Source organism: Nocardia higoensis NBRC 100133, from assembly GCF_000308595.1.
Lineage (GTDB): Bacteria > Actinomycetota > Actinomycetes > Mycobacteriales > Mycobacteriaceae > Nocardia > Nocardia higoensis.
In genome coordinates this window covers 207430-225919 of record NZ_BAGA01000077.1, presented here as the reverse complement: position 1 = coordinate 225919, position 18490 = coordinate 207430, and the positions used below count along the sequence as shown (strand labels likewise).

19 protein-coding genes are annotated in these 18490 nt (G+C 69.4%); 18 read left to right on the top strand and 1 reads right to left on the bottom strand.

The features are described from left to right. Window position 1 precedes the first annotated feature (1 nt). The 17 genes from ON26_RS13505 (at window position 2) to ON26_RS13425 (ending at window position 16794) form a co-directional block, all read left to right on the top strand. Window positions 2–1231: a cytochrome P450 gene (locus tag ON26_RS13505; RefSeq protein WP_040796412.1), complete on the top strand. Its 1230-nt coding sequence runs from the start codon at window positions 2–4 to the stop codon at window positions 1229–1231. Window positions 1232–1265: 34 nt separating this feature from the next. Beyond that, window positions 1266–1652 carry a nuclear transport factor 2 family protein gene (locus tag ON26_RS13500; protein ID WP_040796411.1) on the top strand — a complete coding sequence of 129 codons (387 nt, stop codon included), beginning with the start codon at window positions 1266–1268 and terminating at the stop codon, window positions 1650–1652. A 76-nt stretch (window positions 1653–1728) separates the two neighbouring features. Beyond that, the gene (locus tag ON26_RS13495; protein WP_040796410.1) at window positions 1729–2670 is read left to right on the top strand and encodes a PDR/VanB family oxidoreductase; all 942 of its coding nucleotides are present in this window, start codon (window positions 1729–1731) and stop codon (window positions 2668–2670) included. Between the two features lie 36 nt (window positions 2671–2706). Further along, entirely contained in the window at window positions 2707–3486 is a 780-nt protein-coding gene (locus tag ON26_RS13490) for an SDR family NAD(P)-dependent oxidoreductase (protein WP_040796409.1), read from the top strand. A gap of 34 nt (window positions 3487–3520) precedes the next feature. Then, complete coding sequence (locus ON26_RS13485) at window positions 3521–4285, top strand: SDR family NAD(P)-dependent oxidoreductase (RefSeq protein ID WP_040796408.1); 765 nt, start codon at window positions 3521–3523, stop codon at window positions 4283–4285. A 49-nt stretch (window positions 4286–4334) separates the two neighbouring features. Then, a complete protein-coding gene (locus tag ON26_RS13480; protein WP_040796407.1) occupies window positions 4335–5645 on the top strand; it encodes a CaiB/BaiF CoA transferase family protein in 1311 nt (436 codons plus the stop codon). Next, window positions 5645–6817 carry a CaiB/BaiF CoA transferase family protein gene (locus ON26_RS13475; protein ID WP_040796406.1) on the top strand — a complete coding sequence of 391 codons (1173 nt, stop codon included), beginning with the start codon at window positions 5645–5647 and terminating at the stop codon, window positions 6815–6817. Before ON26_RS13480 ends, ON26_RS13475 begins: the two co-directional genes overlap by 1 nt. Further along, entirely contained in the window at window positions 6810–8009 is a 1200-nt protein-coding gene (locus tag ON26_RS13470) for a thiolase C-terminal domain-containing protein (RefSeq protein ID WP_040796405.1), read from the top strand. The genes ON26_RS13475 and ON26_RS13470 overlap by 8 nt, the downstream gene beginning before the upstream one ends. Continuing rightward, the gene (locus tag ON26_RS13465) at window positions 8006–8428 is read left to right on the top strand and encodes a Zn-ribbon domain-containing OB-fold protein (RefSeq protein WP_040796404.1); all 423 of its coding nucleotides are present in this window, start codon (window positions 8006–8008) and stop codon (window positions 8426–8428) included. The genes ON26_RS13470 and ON26_RS13465 overlap by 4 nt, the downstream gene beginning before the upstream one ends. Next, window positions 8425–9528, top strand: coding sequence for a phosphotransferase family protein (locus tag ON26_RS13460; RefSeq protein ID WP_040796403.1), 1104 nt, complete (start codon window positions 8425–8427; stop codon window positions 9526–9528). The genes ON26_RS13465 and ON26_RS13460 overlap by 4 nt, the downstream gene beginning before the upstream one ends. Window positions 9529–9570: 42 nt before the next feature. Then, window positions 9571–10824 carry an acyl-CoA dehydrogenase family protein gene (locus tag ON26_RS13455; RefSeq protein WP_040796402.1) on the top strand — a complete coding sequence of 418 codons (1254 nt, stop codon included), beginning with the start codon at window positions 9571–9573 and terminating at the stop codon, window positions 10822–10824. 96 nt (window positions 10825–10920) lie between these two features. Continuing rightward, a complete protein-coding gene (locus ON26_RS13450; RefSeq protein ID WP_083884054.1) occupies window positions 10921–11358 on the top strand; it encodes a Zn-ribbon domain-containing OB-fold protein in 438 nt (145 codons plus the stop codon). Beyond that, window positions 11355–12506 carry a thiolase family protein gene (locus tag ON26_RS13445; RefSeq protein WP_040796400.1) on the top strand — a complete coding sequence of 384 codons (1152 nt, stop codon included), beginning with the start codon at window positions 11355–11357 and terminating at the stop codon, window positions 12504–12506. Before ON26_RS13450 ends, ON26_RS13445 begins: the two co-directional genes overlap by 4 nt. 23 nt (window positions 12507–12529) lie before the next feature. Beyond that, window positions 12530–13825 (top strand): acyl-CoA dehydrogenase family protein, encoded by a 1296-nt coding sequence (locus ON26_RS13440; RefSeq protein WP_040796399.1) that lies wholly within the window; start codon window positions 12530–12532, stop codon window positions 13823–13825. A gap of 50 nt (window positions 13826–13875) precedes the next feature. Next, entirely contained in the window at window positions 13876–14175 is a 300-nt protein-coding gene (locus ON26_RS13435) for a hypothetical protein (RefSeq protein ID WP_040796398.1), read from the top strand. A 10-nt stretch (window positions 14176–14185) separates the two neighbouring features. Next, window positions 14186–15700: a class I adenylate-forming enzyme family protein gene (locus tag ON26_RS13430; RefSeq protein ID WP_040796397.1), complete on the top strand. Its 1515-nt coding sequence runs from the start codon at window positions 14186–14188 to the stop codon at window positions 15698–15700. Then, window positions 15697–16794, top strand: coding sequence for an acyl-CoA dehydrogenase family protein (locus ON26_RS13425; protein WP_040796396.1), 1098 nt, complete (start codon window positions 15697–15699; stop codon window positions 16792–16794). Before ON26_RS13430 ends, ON26_RS13425 begins: the two co-directional genes overlap by 4 nt. Before the next feature lie 43 nt (window positions 16795–16837). Here ON26_RS13425 and ON26_RS13420 read toward each other — a convergent pair whose 3' ends face one another. Beyond that, the gene (locus ON26_RS13420) at window positions 16838–17290 is read right to left on the bottom strand and encodes a MarR family winged helix-turn-helix transcriptional regulator (RefSeq protein WP_040796395.1); all 453 of its coding nucleotides are present in this window, start codon (window positions 17288–17290) and stop codon (window positions 16838–16840) included. A gap of 109 nt (window positions 17291–17399) precedes the next feature. On the opposite strand from ON26_RS13420, the gene ON26_RS13415 reads away from it, so the two are divergent. Next, window positions 17400–18488, top strand: coding sequence for an epoxide hydrolase family protein (locus ON26_RS13415; RefSeq protein ID WP_040796394.1), 1089 nt, complete (start codon window positions 17400–17402; stop codon window positions 18486–18488). Window positions 18489–18490 lie beyond the last annotated feature (2 nt).

Sequence of the window (18490 nt, the reverse complement as noted above, 5' to 3'; positions counted from 1 at the left end):
CATGACCGAGCAACTGGAATCGCCGGCGAAGGCCACCACCACCGGCTGTCCGATCGACCTGTGGTCGGAGGAGTTCAACCAGAACTTCTGGACCGAGATCAACGCCATGCAGGACCGCGACGAGTTGGCGGTGCACACCCAGGGCGAGACCCCCTGCTACGTCGCCACCCGCTACGAGGACGTCTTCAAGATCCTGCGTGACTGGAAGCGCTTCTCCTCCGAGTACGGCGTCGCGATCCTGGGCCACGACAACCGCGCCGAGCCGCCGAAGAACGAGGGCCGCTTCCTGCCCGAGGACCTGGATCCGCCCGCCCAGACCGATTGGCGCAAGCTGCTCAACCCGGAGCTCACCGAGGAGCGGATGAGCCGCTTCGCCCCGAACATCAACGCCGTCATCGACGAGTACCTCGATGCGGGCATCGCCGCGGGCAGCTTCCGGATCATGGAGGACTTCCTGCGTCCGCTGCAGCTGCGGGTGGTCTTCTCCAACCTGCTCAACCTCGGCGGCGACCGGATCGACGACTGGATGAAGTGGGCGCACGACATCTTCGTCGGCGAGACGGCCGAGGAATCCGAGACCGCGTTCGTCAGCCTCTACACCGCCATCGATGCCCTGGTCCGCGAGCGCATGGCCAATCCGCTCGAAGACGACCTGGTGAGCCTGGTCTGCCAGGTGAAGGAGATCGACGGCCGCGAGCCCACCATGGCCGAGCGCATCGCCGTGGTCCTGCCGCTGTCGATCGCCGGCCTGGAATCCACCGGCACCGTGCTGGGCGGCACACTGCACCACCTGGCCACCCACCCGGACGACCTGGCCGAGATCGTCGCCGATCCCGCCCTGATCCCCAACGCGGTGGAGGAAGGTCTGCGGATGTTCGCCAATGTGACCGTGCTGCAGCGCACCACCACCTGCCCGGTCTCCATCGGCAAGACCGAACTGCCCGCCGAGGCCAAGGTCTGGACCTCCTACAACGGCGCCAACCGCGACCCGCGCAAGTTCCCCGAGCCGCACACCTGGAATCTGCACCGCAAGGACAAGAACCACATCGCGTTCAGCATCGGCCCGCACCGCTGCCTCGGCTCCAACTTCGCCCGCGTGGTCATGAACTGCGTGCTCGAGCGCTTGGTCGAGAAGATGCCGAAGTTCACCCTCGCCGAGGGCCAGGACGTGCATTACCACTCGATGCCGACCCGCGGAATCCACGAGTTCGTCGTCGCCGTCGCGCAGTAGTCCTCTCCGCCACCCTCTCGAAGGAATACGAAACATGAGCAATACCGATCCCGACGAACTGCTGAAGCTGGCCCTGTCGGTCGTCGACGCCTGGAACCGCCTCGACATCGACGCCCTGCGCGATCTGGTCGACGAGAACGTGGTGGTCGTGCACCAGAACCGCGGCGTCGCGGCCAAGGGCCGTGACCTGATGCTCGAGACCGTGCAGCAGATGTCGCAGGTCTTCCCCGACCGGTTCATCGGCGAGACCACCCGGTGGGCGACCACCGGCAACTCGATCATGCGCGAGACCACCTGGCAGGGCACCGCCACCGCCGACGTGCCCGGCTTCGGCAACGCGGGCGAGTTCTGCAAGCTCGACGTGCTCTCGATCATGAGCTTCGACAACGGTCGCCTGACCGAATGGTGCGACTACGGGTAGATCCCCTGCCGCGCCCGGCCCTCGTCCCCTCCGGGGGCCGGGCGCACTCCCCTGCCAAAGTCTCTCGGAAGTGGACATGGACCTCGAACTGCGTGTCGTGCAACGACGCCTCATCGCCGACGGCATCGTCGAACTGGGCCTGGAACGGCCCGGCGGCGGCGCGCTTCCCGCGTGGGAACCCGGCGCCCACATCGATCTCGAACTCGGCGACCTGGTGCGTCAGTACTCGCTGACCGGCCTGGGCGCGACCGGGCCCCGATGGACGGTCTCGATCCTGCTCGAGCCCAACAGCCGCGGCGGATCCAAGTACGCCCACGCCGCCATCGCCGAAGGCGACACCATTCGGGTCTCCCTGCCGCGCAACCACTTCCAGCTCACCACCGATGCGCCGTCGGTGCAGTTCGTGGCCGGCGGCATCGGCATCACCCCGCTGCTGCCGATGATCGCCGAACTGGAGCGGGCGGGCACCCCGTGGCGGCTGTTCTACTGCGGCCGCTCCCGCGCGAGCATGGCCTACCTCGACGAGCTCGCCGCCTTCGGTGACCGCGTGCGGATCCACCCCGACGACGAATTCGGCATTCCGGATCTGCGGACGCTGCTCACCGGCACCGACGCCGACACGGTCGTCTATTCGTGCGGCCCCGAGGGTTTGCTGGCGGCGCTGGAGACGCACTGCGCCGACCCCGCGCACCGCCGCACGCTGCGCCTGGAACGCTTCGTGCCCAAGGTGGTCGAGCGCGACGAGCCCGACGGTGAGTTCGAGGTCGAATTCGCCACCAGCGGGATCACCGTCACCGTCGCCGCGGACCGCACCATTCTCGAAGCAGCCGAGGAAGCCGGCGTCGACATCGTGTCCTCGTGCGCCGAAGGCACCTGCGGCACCTGCGAGACCCCGGTGCTGTCCGGCGTGGTCGACCACCGCGACTCGGTGCTCTCCGACGAGGAACGCGAATCCAACACCACGATCATGCCGTGCGTCTCGCGGGCCCGATGCGCCCGGCTGGTGCTCGACGCCTGAGCGTCACCCGAATCTTCGTCCCCGACAGGAAGAAACATGAACGACAAGGCAGGCCCGCTCGCCGGGCAGACCGCACTGATCACCGGAGCCAGCGAGGGCATCGGCCTGGGCATCGCCGAGGCGATGGTCGGCGCGGGCGCCGATGTGCTGATCTCGGCCCGGCGCCGCGAGAAGCTCGAGCTCGCGCAGAAGCAGCTGCGCGACCTGGCCGTCGCCGGTCAGCGCGTGGAGATCGCCGAGGTCGATGTCCGCGACCCGGCATCGGTCGAAGCGCTCTATGCCACGGTGGACGCCGAATTCGGCGAGCTGAACATCCTGGTCGCCAACGCAGGCGCGGGCTCGATGGTGCGATTCCTCGACATGACCGAGGAGATCTGGCACAACACGCTCGATCTGAACCTCAACGGCACCTTCCGCACCGTGCACGGGGCCGCCACGCGGATGGCCGCGCGCAAGGACCCGGGCAGCAATGCCGCCATCGTGGTGTTGTCGTCCATCCGCGCCCTCGGCACCCGGCCCGGCACCATCCACTACGCGACCACCAAGGCGGGACTCAACCAGTTCGTCCGGGTGGCCGCCTACGAACTCGCCGAGCACGGGGTGCGCATCAACGCGCTGTCCCCCGGCATCACCGCCACCCCGATGGCGCTGGAACGCAATCCCGAGACCTTCGCCAGGATGGCCGCCACGGTGCCGATGGGACGCGCGGGCTCGGTCGCCGACATGGGCGCGGCCGCAGTGTATCTGACCAGTCCGGCCAGCGGTTTCGTGACCGGCGTCAACCATATCGTCGACGGCGGCGAGTCGCTGTACTGACCCGGGTCGGTGCATCCGACCGGAACGGAGAACCATGACGACCGATCGCAACAATCTGCGTGACAAAGTTGTTCTGATCACCGGCGGCAGCCGAGGGCTCGGCGCCGAGATGGCCTGGGCCTTCGCCGACGAGGGCGCGAATATCGTCATCGCCAGCCGCAAAGCGCAACCCTGCATCGACCTCGCCGCCGAGATCGCCGCCGAGAAGAAGGTGCAGGCCCTGGGCATCGGCGCGCACGTCGGCGACTGGGATGCGCTGCCCGCGCTGGTGGATGCCGTCTACGAACGATTCGGCCGCCTGGACGTGCTCGTCAACAACGCCGGCATGGCGCCGCTCTACGACGGCCTCGAGTCGGTGAGCGAGCAACTGTTCGACAAGATCATCGATGTCAACCTCAAGGGGCCGTTCCGCCTGAGCACCCTGGTGGCCGAGCGCATGAAGGCCGCGGGCGGCGGGTCGATCATCAATATCAGCTCCACCGCCTCCGAGCGGCCCGCCCCGGAGTACGTGCCCTACGGCGCGGCCAAGGCCGGGGTGAACTCGCTGACCAAGGGATTCGCCGCCGCCTACGGGCCCGAGGTCCGGGTCAACACCATCATGGCCGGCGCCTTCTTCACCGATATCAGCAAGGCCTGGGACATGGACTCCTTCGGGGAGCTGTCCTCGGCCTGGCCCATCCCGCGCGGCGGTGATCCGAAGGAGATCGTCGGGGCCGCAGTGTATTTCGCCGGTGACGCGGCGAGTTTCACCACCGGCACGATCCTGCCGGTCGACGGCGGACGGATGGCCGTCGGATGACTCGCGCACCGCAACGAGGATCGATGAACGAAGCATGGGAAGAGAAGCGATGACCACGATCGAAGGCCTGGCGCCCGCCACCGGCGAACGCCGACCGCGCCCGCGCGTCGGCCCGCTGGCCGGCATCCGGGTGGCCGATTTCTGCTGGATGGGTGTCGGCGCGGTGGCGACCCGCATGCTCGCCGATTTCGGCGCCGAGGTCATCAAGATCGAGTCGCGTGACCGGCTCGACATGCCGCGCAGGTTGCCGATCTACAAGGACGAGGTCCGCTCCTATGGCGAGGAGGACCCGAATCCGGACCCGAACAAAGGCGGGCTGTTCAACAACTACAGCCGCAACAAGCTCGGCATCACCGTGAACATGAAGTCCGAGCGCGGGCAGCAGCTGGTGCGCGAGCTGATCGCCCGGAGTTCGGTGGTCACCGAGAACTTCGCGCCCGGCGTCATGGAGAAGTGGGGCCTGACCTACGAGGATCTGACCAAGATCAACCCGGAGATCATCATGGCCCGCATGAGCGGGTACGGACACTCCGGCCCGCACCACCGCTACAAGAGTTACGGGCCGGTCGTGCAGGCGGTCTCCGGGCTGTCGTTCATCTCCGGCCTGCCCGGCCGTGAGCCCTCCGGCTGGGGGCTGTCCTACATGGACAATCAAGCGGCGTACCACAATTCGGCCGCCGTGCTGATGGCGATCATGCGCCGCAACATCACCGGCAAGGGCCAGGAGATCGACGTGTCGGCCGTGGAGGCGGGCATCAACATGATCGGCCCCGATCTGCTCGACGTGTCGGTCAACGGGGTGGCCACCCGCCGCCCGGGCTATCCGGCGGGCAACCGGCTGCTGGAGTCCGATGCCGCGCCGCACGGTGTGTATCCGGCCGACGGCACCGACACCTGGGTCGCCATCGCCGTCACCGGTGACGACCAGTGGGAGCGTCTCGTGCGGGCGCTCGGTGCGCCGGAGTGGACGCGGCGTCCCGAGTTCGCCACCGTTGCTCAGCGGCGCGCCCACCAGGACGAACTCGACGAGCACCTGTCGAGCTGGACGGTGGCCCGTTCCGCGCACGAGACCATGCATCACCTGCAGGCGGCAGGCGTGCCCGCCGCGGCGGTGCAGAACTCGCGCGATCTCGCCGAGTTCGATCCCCAGATCGCCCATCGCGGAACGTTCTTCGAGCTCGACCACCCGGTGATCGGGGTGGCGAAGTTCGAGGGCACCCCGATCCGGTTCGGCAGCACCGTGCAGGAGAACTGGCGTTCGGCGCCGCTGCTCGGCGAGGACAACGACTACGTGTTCGGCGACATTCTCGGTCTGAGCTCCGAGGAGATCGCCGCATTGACCGAAGAGGGCGTGATCTGATGGAACTGCCGTTCGAAGGCATCCGCGTCGTCGAGATCGCCGACGACCCCGCCGGCGAGTACACCGGCAAGCTGCTCGCCGACCAGGGCGCGACCGTGATCAAGATCGAGCCGGTCGGCGGGGCCGCCAGCCGCCACATCGGCCCCTGGGCGCACGGCAAGCGCGACCCCGACCACAGCCTGAACTTCTGGACCTACAACACCTCCAAGCAGTCGGTCGTGCTCGCCGACGACGAGGCGGGCCGCGCCGAACGCGCCACGTTGATCGCGGGCGCCGACGTGCTGCTGGTCACCGGCCGCCCGGTCGACCTCGAGGCCGCCGGACTCGATCCGGATGCCCTGGTCGAGAACCACGACCGGCTCATCGTGCTGTCGGTGTCGCCGTTCGGCCTGACCGGCCCGTGGGCGAACTACCTGAGCACCGACCTGGTCGGCCTGGCCGCCGGCGGCCTGCTCAACAGCTGCGGCTACGACGACCACTCGATCCCCCCGATCCGCCCCGGCGGCAACCAGGGCTACCTGACCGCGGCCAGCTACGCGCTGTGCGGCGTGCTGCTCGCGCTGATCGAACGTCAGCAGACCGGCAGGGGCCAGCTGGTCGACGTGTCCATGCACGAGGCCATCGCCGTGACCGGCGAGCTCGCCAACCCGTACTGGTTCTATCCGAAGGCGATCGTGCAGCGGCAGACCTGCAGGCACGCCCAGCCCGTGCCGACCCAGTCGGCGCTGTTCCAGTGCGCCGACGAGGTGTGGGTGTACTTCGCGCTGATCCTCGCCGATCAGGCCGCGTGGAAGGCGCTGGTCGGCTGGATGGACGAGGTCGGCGTGGCGGCGGATCTGACCGAGCCGCACTACGATTCGCTGGCCTACCGGCAGGAGAACTTCGCCCACATCCAGGGCATGCTCGAGGCGTTCTTCATGATCCAGGACTCGGAGACCGTCTACCGTGACGGCCAGCGCTGGGGTCTGCCCATCGGCCCGCTGCGCGCCCCCGAGGAAGTCCTGCACGACGAGCATCTCGCCGCCCGCGGCTTCTTCGAGCAGGTCGAGCTCGCCGACGGATCCACCGCGACCTTCCCCGGCGCGCCGTTCCGGTTCTCCAGCGGCTACGGCGGTCCCGGGCGCCCGCCGAATCTGGGCGAGCACACCGAGCAGGTGCTGGCGAATGTCTGATACCTCGACCACCCGATCGGCATGGCCGCGGGACCGATGCGCGATCGTCGGCGTCGGCGAGTCCGAGTACTCCAAGGACTCCGGGGTCAGCGTCACCACGCTCGCCGCGCGCGCCGCGCTGGCCGCACTCGCCGACGCCGGCGTCGACCCCGCCGAGGTCGACGGCGTGATCCGCAACGACATGGACCTGGTCTCCTGCGCGGCGCTGGCCGATGCCATCGGAGCCCGCGATCTCACCTACTACGGCGAGGCGGGCCCCGGCGGGTCGGGGCCGTGCGCGATGGTCGCCCAGGCGGTCGGCGCGATCCTCAGTGGGCAGGCGAGCACCGTGGTGGTGTTCCGCTCGCTCAACGGCCGCTCCGGCAACCGCTTCGGGCTGTCGTCGGAACTGGACGCGAGCATCGGCGGCGGCGAGACCATGACCGAGTTCTTCGGTCCCTACGGGCTGCTCTCCCCCGGCCAGTTCTTCGCGCTGCTCACCCGCGAGTACATGCTGAAGACCGGCCTGACCAGCGAGCAGCTCGGTCACGTCGCGCTGGCCGCGCGCAGGCACGCCAACAACAATCCGCGCGCCCAGATGCATGCCCGCACGATGACTCTCGACGACTACCTGAACTCCCGCATGCTGTCGGAGCCGCTGCGGCTGTTCGACTACTGCCTCGAAACCGACGGCGCGGCGGCGGTGGTCGTCACCAGTGCCGAGCGCGCCCGCGATCTGCGGCACACGCCCGCACTGATCCGCGCGGTGGCGATGGGCAGCGGGCCGCGCCCCCAGCCGGGGCAGATGTATCCGGTGCTGATGCGCGAGGATCCGCTGTCGCTGCCGTCGCGGCACTGCGCCGAAACACTCTACGCGCGAGCGGGTCTGGGCCCGAGCGAGGTCGACAACGCCCAGCTGTACGACTGCTTCACCATCACCGCGCTGCTCCAGCTCGAGGACTACGGGTTCTGCGCCGAGGGCGAGGCGGGCGAGTTCGCCGCCGACGGCGAACTCGAGATCGGAGGCAGGTTGCCGTTCAACACCAGTGGAGGTCATATGTCCGAGGGCTACATCCACGGCATGAACCACATCGTCGAGGGGGTTCGCCAGATCCGCGGCACCTCGACCAGCCAGGTGCCCGGCGCGGCCGTCTCGCTGGTCACCTCGGCGCCCCCGCCGTCGACCTCCGCGATGATCCTGGTGGCGCCATGACCGGCCGCCTCGCTCCCACCGTCGTCGACCCGGCCTCGCGCGGCTTCTTCGAGGCCGCCGCCGAGGGCAGGCTCGCCGTGCTCACCTGCGCGAGCTGCGGCGGGCACACCCACCTGCCGCGCCCGTTCTGCGTGCACTGCGGCGCCGACGCGCTCGCCTGGCAGCAGGTGCCGCGCCGTGGCCTGGTCCGCACCTGGACCGTCGTCGAACACCAGGTGCACCCGTGGTTCCCCACGCCCTACACCGTCGCGGTCGTCGATATCGAGGACTGCCCCGGTGTGCGCATGATCGCGCATCTGCCCGGCCGCGCCGATATCGACGAGAACACATGGCTCAGTGCGGATTTCGAGGATCTGGGGCCGGACGCGCACGGCAATCCGACCGTCCTGCCGCGCTGGCGCCGGGAGGAGACCGCATGACCGCCGACAGCAAGGAAGCCAGGACCGAGCTCGCGCGGGTCCGCCCCGGCGAGGACCTCGACTGGGACACCCTCGCCGCCTACCTGCGCCGGGAACTGCCCGAACTGGGCGGCGAATTCTCGGTCCTGCAGTTCCCGCGCGGCTCGGCCAATCTCACCTACCAGGTGCGCTTCGGCGACACCCGCCTGGTCGTGCGCAGGCCGCCGTTCGGACAGCTCGCGCCCGGCGCGCACGACATGGCCCGCGAGTACAAAGTGCTCTCCCGCCTGTACCAGCGCTATCCGCGCGCGCCGAGGGCCCTGCTGCACTGCCCGGACCCGGCCGTGATCGGCGCGGAGTTCCTGGTCAGCGAGTACCGCTCCGGGATCGTCGTGTGGGACGAGATTCCCGAATCCATGCGGCAGGTGGCCGGGCCCGGCCGTCGTATCGGCCTGGCCGTCATCGACGCGCTCGCCGATCTGCACGAGGTCGACCCGGACGCGGTCGGCCTGTCGGATCTGGGCCGCCCCGACGGATACCTCGAGCGGCAGGTGCGCGGCTGGCGGAAACGCTGGGCCGCGGTCGAGGCCGAGGCGGTCGATGCGGAGGGAAACGGTGACGGCACCGCCGTGCTCGTGCGCGAGCTCGGCGAGCGGCTGGCCGCCACGATGCCGCGGACGCTGCGCAGCGGCATCGTGCACAACGACTACAAGGTCGACAACTGCCAGTTCGCCGAGGGCGACCCCGACCGGGTGGTGTCGGTCTTCGACTGGGACATGGCCACGCTCGGCGATCCGCTGGTGGATCTGGGCACGCTGCTCAACTACTGGCCCGATCACACCGTCGACCCGGACTCCGACGCGGCCTTCACCGCCGTGCCGGGCATGCTCGGGCTCGGCCTGCCCTCCCGGGCCGAGGTGGTCGAACGCTATGCGAGCCGCAGCGGAGCCGATATGAGCAGGATCGCCTGGTACGAGGCGTTCGGCTGCTGGAAGACCGCCGTCATCCTCCAGCAGCTCTACGCCCGCTGGGTGCGCGGCGAGTCCACCGATCCGCGCATGGCCGAGCGCGGCCCCGCCGTGGCCCCGTTGACGCGCCGGGCGCTCGATCTGCTGCGGTGACACCGGGGAACTGTTGCGTTGAGACAAGGAAGTAGGTGCGGGATGTCCGATCCCGATATCGAGGAATTCCGCAGGCAGGCGCGGGAGTGGCTGGCCGCGGCGGGCGTCGCGCGCAAGCCCGCGGTCGGCGACGGGGTGCCCGCCTGGGGCGCGGGATCCGAGAACGTCGCGGTGTTCCACGATCTGTCCTTCGAGGACGAGCAGCGGTTGCTCGACCGTCTGCGGGAGTGGCAGCGCGTCAAGTACGACGCGGGCTACGGCGCGCTCGGCTGGCCCGCCGAGTACGGCGGCCGGGATCTCGGTCCCGACTACGAGGCCGCCTTCGAGGCGGAGGAGCACGCATTCGAGACCGGCGGCGCGCACGAACTGCTCTCGGTCACCCTGCATCTCATCGCCCCGACGATCCGGCTGCTCGGCACCGAGGCGCAGCGCGAGCGCTTCATCCGCCCGTTCCTGCGCGGCGAGCAGCTGGCCTGCCAGCTGTTCTCCGAGCCGGGGGCGGGATCGGACCTGGCGTCGCTGGGCACCCGCGCGGTGCGTACGGGCGACGAGTGGGTGGTCACCGGTCAGAAGGTCTGGACCTCCGGGGCGCAGTTCGCGCAGTGGGGTGAGCTGATCGCGCGCACCGATCCCGATGTGCCCAAACACCAGGGCATGACGGCGTTCATGGTGCCGTTGGATCTGCCCGGGATCCGGATCAGGCCGCTGCGGCAGATGTCGGGCGGCACCAGCTTCAACGAGGTCTTCTTCGACGAGGTCCGCATTCCCGACGAGCTGCGCCTGGGCGAAGTCGGTGCGGGCTGGAAGGTCGCGCTCACCACGCTCGGCTTCGAACGCGGCGCGAGTTCGTCGAACACCGAGGTGGGCGGCAGCTGGCAGCAGACGGTCGCGCTGGCCCGGTTCACCGGCGCCGATCGCGATCCCGTGCTGCGACAGCAGCTCGCCGACGTGGTCATCGCGCACAAGCTCGCCGAGATCGCCAAGGTGCGTGACGAGGCCGCCACCGAACGCGGCGAACCGCTCGGCGCCCTCGGCTCGGTGCGCAAGATGCAGTGGGTGCACCGCATGCTCGGTATCTCCGAGTTCGTGACCGCGGCGCTGGGCCCGCGCCTGGTGGTCGATTCGGGCGAGTGGGGCACCTTCGCCTGGACCGAGCACGTCCTCGGCGCGCCGGGCTACCGCATCGCGGGCGGCTCGGACGAGATCCAGCGCAACATCATCGCCGAACGCCTGCTCGGACTGCCTGCCGAACCCCGTGCCGATCGCGGCATGTCCTGGCGCGAGAGCAGGCACTGACCCCTCGCACCCGGTCGGCGGAGAACGAGAAACAGGAAACCCCTTGCCGAAATTCCTCATGATAAATAGTCTGCTATTCAGAAAGGAGGCGCGACGGTGACGAACCAGCGGCTGATCGACCCGAGCCTGTTCGCCGGCGATCTCGACTCCGGCGCCCCACTCGCCCTGCGCGGCAGTCGCTGCGGAGGGTGCGACACCGTCACCTTCCCCGCCCAGGACGCCTGTCCGCGGTGCAGCGGCACCGACACGACCGCCGAGGCACTGCCGAAAGAAGGCAGCCTCTGGACCTTCACCGTGCAGGGCTTCGAACCCAAGCCGCCCTATCGCGGCGACGGCCCGTTCACCCCCTACGGCGTCGGCTATGTCGATCTGGGCTCGGTGCTCGTCGAATCGCGCCTCACCGAGAACGACCCGGCGGCCCTGGCGGCCACCGATCGCGTCGAGCTTCGGCTGATCCCGGTGTTCACCGACCCCGACGGCACCACCGTGCTCACCTACGCTTTCGCGCCCGTCACCAGTCAGGAGATCCGATGAGCAGCAGCGACGTCGCGATCGTCGGCATCGGCATCCACCCCTTCGGTCGCACGCCCGGCACCAGCGGCCGCGCCCAGGGCGCCTATGCCGCCCGCCAGGCACTCGCCGATGCCGGGCTCACCTGGCAGGACATGCAATTCGCCTACGGTGGCAGCTATTCCGCCGGCGACGCCGACACTTTGGTCACCGACCTCGGCATGACCGGTCTGCCGTTCATCAATGTCGCCAACGGCTGCGGCACCGGCGGCTCGGCACTGACCTGCGCGAGCCAGGCCATCGGCTCGGGCGCGCACGAACTCGGCATGGTCGTGGGCTTCGACAAGCACCCGCCCGGCGCGTTCAACGAGGACCCGGCCAATCTCGGCCTCGGCGCCTGGTACGGCGAGTCCGGCCTGATGGTCACCACCCAGTTCTTCGCCATGAAGATCCAGCGCTACATGCGCACCCACGGCATCGAGCACCGGACTCTCGCCGAGGTCGCGGCCAAGGCCTTCCGCAACGGCTCGCGCAATCCGAACGCCTGGCGACGCAAGGCGCTCACCGTCGAGGAGATCGCCGCCGCCCCCATGATCAGCTACCCGCTGACCCAGTACATGTTCTGCTCCCCCGGCGAAGGCGCCGTCGCCTTGGTCGTCGCCCGCGCCGACAAGGCGGCGCAGTACACCGACACCCCGATCTACCTGCGCGCCTGCGAATTCCGCTCCCGGCGCTTCGGTTCCTTCGAGGTCTACAGCCCGTGGACATCGCCGGAGGTCGTGCCCGGCCCGACCACCGAAGCGGCCGCCGCCGCCTTCGAAGCCGCCGGTATCGGCCCGGAGGACATCGACCTGGCCCAGATCCAGGACACCGAGTCGGGTGCGGAGATCATGCACATGGCCGAGACCGGTCTGTGCGAGCACGGGGAACAGGGCGCGCTGATCGCCGCCGGCGCCACCGAGATCGGCGGACGCCTGCCGATCAACACCGACGGCGGCGTGCTGGCCAACGGCGAGCCGATCGGCGCTACCGGTCTGCGCCAGGTCTACGAGAACGTCCTGCAACTGCGCGGTGCCGCGGGCGACCGCCAGGTTCCCGGCTCGCCGCGCGCCGCCTTCACCCACGTCTACGGTGCGCCCGGGATCAGCGCCTGCACCGTGCTCACCCGCTGACATCACCCGAGGAGACCACCGCCATGAGCTGGGGATTCGAACCCGACGACGACTACCGCGAGGACCTGGAGTGGGTCGAGCGGTTCGTCACCGACGAGATCGAGCCGGTCGATCGCGTCGTCACACACGCCTGGGACGTCGGCGATCCCGTTCGCAACGCGCTCATCCGCCCGTTGCAGCAGCAGGTGCGCGAGCGCAAGCTGTGGGCCTGCCACCTCGGTCCCGAACTCGGCGGGCCCGGCTACGGCCAGCTCAAGCTGGCCCTGCTCAACGAGAAGCTGGGCCGCACCCACTCGGGTCCGGTCGTATTCGGTTGTCAGGCACCGGATTCCGGCAATGCCGAGATCCTCGCCCACTACGGCACACCCGAACTCAAGTCCCGCTACCTCGAGCCGCTGCTGGAAAACGAGATCGTCTCGGCCTACTCGATGACCGAACCGCAGGGCGGCTCCGATCCGACCGCCTTCGTCACCCGCGCCGAACTCGACGGCGACGAATGGGTCGTCAACGGCGAGAAGTGGTTCTCCTCGCATGCCAACTTCGCCTCGTTCCTCATCGTCATGGCGGTGACCGATCCCGAGGCAGACCGTCACCATCGGGCATCGATGTTCGTGGTTCCCGCCGACACCCCCGGCATCGAGATCATCCGCAATGTCGGCGTCGCCGGCCACGAGAGCCTCGGTGGCACCCACTCCTACATCCGTTACACCGACGTCCGCATTCCGAAAGACCACCTGCTCGGCGAGCGCGGCCAGGGTTTCGCGGTCGCCCAGACCCGGCTCGGCGGCGGCCGGATCCACCACGCCATGCGCACCGTCGGCCTCGTCCAGCAGTCGCTGGACATGATGCTCGAGCGCGCGGTCTCCCGGCCGAGCAAGGGCGGCACCCTCGCCGACCACCAGCTGGTGCAGGAGATGATCGCCGACTCCTGGATCCAGCTGCAGCAGTTCCGCCTGCTGGTGCTGCAAACCGCCTGGAAGATCGACAAATACAACGACTACCGCAAGGTGATCATCGACATCGCCGCGGTCAAGGCGGCCATGCCGAAGGTGCTGCTCGACGTCGCCGGTCGCGCCATCCAGCTGCACGGATCGCTCGGCATCTCCACCGAGATGCCCTTCGGTTCCTGGGTGCTCGAGAGCTTCCACATGGCGCTGGCCGACGGCGCCACCGAGCTGCACAAGATCCAGGTCGCCAAGCAACTGCTGCGCGGCGTCGAGCCCGCCCCCGGACTGTTCCCCACCGGCCACCTGCTCGCCAAGCAGGAGCAGGCGCGCGAGAAGTTCCGCGATCTGCTCGCCCTCGACGAGATCGGCTGATCGCTCCCGACCACCCCCGTCCCGCCCAGGGACCCTACGAAGGCAGACCCATGAAACCAGGTACCCGGCTCCACAGCACCGTGTGCGACACCTCCGTCGTCGTCGTCCGCACCTCCGGCGACGTCGCCGTCGAATGCGGCGGACAACCGATGGTCGAGGCCGGCGCTTCCGTCGAGTCCGCGGGCGAGCCCGCCGCGGGCCTCGACGGCGGCACCGTCGTCGGCAAGCGCTACGAGGATCCCGACAGCGGGCTCGAGGTGCTGTGCGTGAAGGCGGGCGCCGGATCGCTCGCCGTGGGCGGCCGCCTGCTGACGCTCAAAGACGCCAAGCCACTTCCCTCGTCGGACTGAGGAAGATCCCATGAACCTCACCATGCTGCTCGAGATGGCCGCCGACGCCGGGCCCGATCGCATCGCCGTCGGCACCCGCGAGCACGGCCTGACCTACCGCGAACTGTTCGACCGCTCCCGCGACCTGGCGGATCGGCTGCGATCGGCCGGTCACCGCAATGTCGCGGTCCTCGATCTGAACACCGCCGCGGTGCCGGTGCTGCTGTTCGGCTCGGCCATGGCAGGCGTGCCGTTCGCGCCGCTGAACTACCGGCTCACCGATGCCCAGCTCGCCGACGCGACCGCGCGTTTGGCGCCGGTTCTGGTGGCGGCCGGTCCCACCGCCCGCGGCCGCCTCGCCGCGCGCGACGGGGTCACGATCCTGCCGACCGACGAGGTGGTCACGCCTTCGGCGGATGATCCCGGCGCCGACCTGCCCTTCACCGATCCCGACGATCCCGCCGTACTGCTGTTCACCAGCGGCACCACCGGGGCACCCAAGGCGGCCGTGCTGCGCCACCGCCACCTGGCCGGCTACATCGTCGGCAGTGTCGAATTCTGGAACGCCGGCGAGGACGAGGCCATCCTGGTGTCGGTGCCGAACTACCACATCGCCGGCGTCAGTTCGATTCTCAGCTCCGTCTACGCCGGGCGCCGCATGGTCCAGCTGCCCCAGTTCTCCCCGGAAGGCTGGGTGGAAGTGGCTGCGGCCGAGGGCATCACGCAGGCGATGGTGGTGCCGACCATGCTCGGCCGCATCCTCGATGTCATCGAGGCCACCGGCACCGAACTGCCCGCGCTGCGCGCGTTGTCCTACGGTGGCGGCCGCATGCCGCTGCAGACCATCGAACGCGCCATGCGGTTGCTGCCCGAGGTCGGCTTCGTCAACGCCTACGGGCTCACCGAAACCAGCTCCACCATCTCGATCCTCGGACCGGAAGACCATCGCGCGGCCTGGGCCTCCGATGTGCCGGAGGTCCGCGCCCGCCTCGGCTCGGTGGGGCAGCCGCTGCCGTCGATCGAACTCGAGATCAGGGACCAGGACGGCAATCCCGTCCCGGCCGGTGAACCGGGCGAGGTCTACGTGCGCGGCGAGCAGGTCGCCGGCGAGTACACCTCGCACAGCGCCATCGACGCCGATGGCTGGTATCCCACCCGCGACCGGGGCTACCTCGACGCCGAGGGCTACCTGTTCCTCGACGGCCGCGCCGACGACGTCATCGTGCGCGGCGGCGAGAACATCTCCCCCGGCGAGGTCGAGGAGGCCCTGCTGTGCCATCCGTCGGTGGCCGAGGCCGCCGTGGTCGGCGTGCCCGACGCCGAATGGGGCGAGCGCGTGGAGGCCGTCGTGGTCGCCACATCCGGTCAGTGCGTCTCGGAAACCGAACTGCGGGAATGGATCCGGCAGCGCCTGCGCTCGACCCGGGTGCCCGCCCGCGTCCACGAATGGACCGAACTGCCCTACACCGAAACCGGCAAGCTGCTGCGCCGCACACTGCGCGAGGCGCTCGCCGCCGACGCCCGCACCCCGGAGATGGCCCGATGATCCTGCGCCACGATCCCGACCTCGCCACCTTGCGTGAGGTCACCCGCGAATTCCTCGGCCGGGAGCCCGTCGTCGCCGACGACGAGCCGAAGTGGAAGCCCGCGCAGTGGTCACGGGCATGCGCCGAACTCGGCCTCGCCGGTGTCGCCGAACCGGAGGAACTGGGCGGCGCGGGTATCGGGTACGCGGGCCTGGCCGTGGTCCTCGAAGAGGCGGGGCGCGCGCTGTCCCCGCTGCCGATCCTCGGTTCGGTGGTTCTGGCCCAAGGCCTGCTCGCCCGCGCGGGCGACGCCGACGCCCGCGCCGACCTGCTCCCCGCGCTGCTCGACGGATCCCGCACCGCCACGGTGGCACTCGACGCCCTACGCCGGGACGGCACCATTCCCGGCGAACTCCGCGCCGCCGCCGACGCTCAGGGCAGTTGGGTGATCACCGGTTCGACGTCCTTCGTCCTCGACGGCCCCACCGCCGACTGGGTCTTTCTGCGCGCCGACACCCCCGACGGTCCCCGGCTGTTCATGGTCGACAGCGACGGCCCGAACACCACTGTCACCGCGCAGGACTCGATGGACCTCACCCGGTCCTTCGCCCGCCTCGACTTCCGCTCCGCTCCCGCCCGCCCCCTCGGCGCCCCCGGCGCCGCCGACGCCGTCCTCGCCGACCTGCGCACCCTGCTGACGATCGCCGTCGCGTGCGAACAACTCGGCGGCGCCGAAAGAGCCCTGGCGATGGCCGTCGAGTACGTGCAGGTCCGCGTTCAGTTCGGTCGCGTGATCGGGTCTTTCCAAGCGATCAAACACCGCTGCGCCGATCTCGCGATTCAGCTCGACAACGCCAGATCCGCCCTCGACCATGCCGTGTGGGCCCTGCACGAACACCCCGGGCACCTCCCCACCGCCGCCCCCATGGCCGCCGTCGAATGCGCCCGAGCCTTCGTCGCCTGCGCCCGCGAGAACATCCAGCTCCACGGCGGCATCGGCTTCACCTGGGAACACCCCGCCCATCTCTACTTCCGCCGCGCCACCACCGACGCCGCCCTGTTCGGGGACGTCAACCGTCACCGTGCGGATCTGCTCGCCGCGACCGGCATCTGAGCCGGCGGATGCCGTCGACCGCCGGCTCGTGTTCGGTGACGCGCTACCCGTCCCGGTGGCGCTGTTGATGGTAGGCGAGCACTTCGGCCAGTAATCGGGTCAAAGTCTCCCGGTCGGGCGGCGACAGCGGCGCCAGGAGTTCGTCCTGCACCTCGCCGAGCGTTGCGTCCAGGCGGCGCAGTTGCCGTCGACCGGCCTCGGTGAGGGTGACGATATTGCGGCGCCGGTCGGCGGGATCCGGCGAGCGCTCGACGTAACCCTGTTCGGCGAGTTGGTTGATCGCCGCCACCACGTCGCTGCGGTCGATGTTCCCGCGACGCCCGATATCGATCTGGCTCGCCGGGCCGAACTCGGCCAGGGTCGCCAGGATCCGGTAGTGGTATCCGCGCGCGCCCGCCTCGGCGAAGCACTCCGACGAGAGCTTCTTGGCGTGCACCGCCAACTGGGTGAGCAGCCAGCTCGGCTTCGCGGTCAGGCGTTCGGGTGTGTCTTCCACGACAGCAACCTTACATTGTTGGCAATCCCAACGAATATGCATATAGTTGGCAGCACCAACATTGGTGTCGCCAATTCATTGGCGCTGATCGAATCGTGGAGTCCACACCGTGATCGAACCCTTCCGCATCGACATCCCCCAGACCGACCTCGACGACCTGAACGACCGCCTGGCCCGCACCCGCTGGCCCAACGAGGTCGACGGCGCGGGCTGGGACTACGGCTTCCCGCTGGTGCGGCTGCGGGAACTGGCCGACTACTGGCGCACCGAATACAACTGGCGCGAACACGAGGCCGAGCTGAACGAGCTGCCGCACTTCACCACCGAGATCGACGGCCAGAACATCCATTTCGTCCACGTCAGGTCATCGAAGCCGGACGCCTCGGCACTGATCCTCACCCACGGCTGGCCGGGTTCGTTCCTCGAGTTCCTCGGGATGATCGAACCGCTGTCACGGGACTTCCACCTGGTGATTCCCTCCATCCCCGGCTTCGGCTTCTCCGGGCCGACCCACGAACGCGGCTGGGATGTCGTCCGGATCGCCCGGGCCTGGGCCGAACTGATGCGCCGCCTCGGATACGAGCGCTACGGCGCGCAGGGCGGCGACTTCGGCTCGGGCGTCTCGACGGCTCTCGGCGCGGTGGCGCCCGAACACGTCGTCGGCGTGCACGTCAACTACCTGCCGACGCGGCCGGACCCGGACGCCGGCGTCACCCTGTCGGCGGTCGAGGAAGCACGCTTGGACAAGGTCAGGAACTTGATGGCGAATCGTCCGCCGTACCAGGCGCTGCAGGCCGCCACCCCGCAGACGATCGGCTACGCGCTCACCGATTCACCGGTGGGCCAATTGGCCTGGATCGCGGAACGTTTCGCTCAGTGGACGGGGCCGGACACACCGGTCGACGACGACCGGATGCTCACCGATGTCGCGCTGTACTGGCTCACCGCCACCGCGGCCTCCTCGGCACGGCTGCACCACGACACCGCACGGCGGGTCGAGCCCTGCCCGGTGCCGCTCGGGGTCGCGGTGTTCGCGCACGACATCACGCAGTCGGTGCGTCCGCTGGCCGAGCGGCTCTACGACATCAGGCATTGGTCGGAGTTCGAGCGCGGCGGTCATTTCGCGGCGATGGAGGTGCCGGAACTGCTCGCCGCGGACATCCGCGCATTCTTCCTCGAAAGCCTCGCGACGGCCTGAGG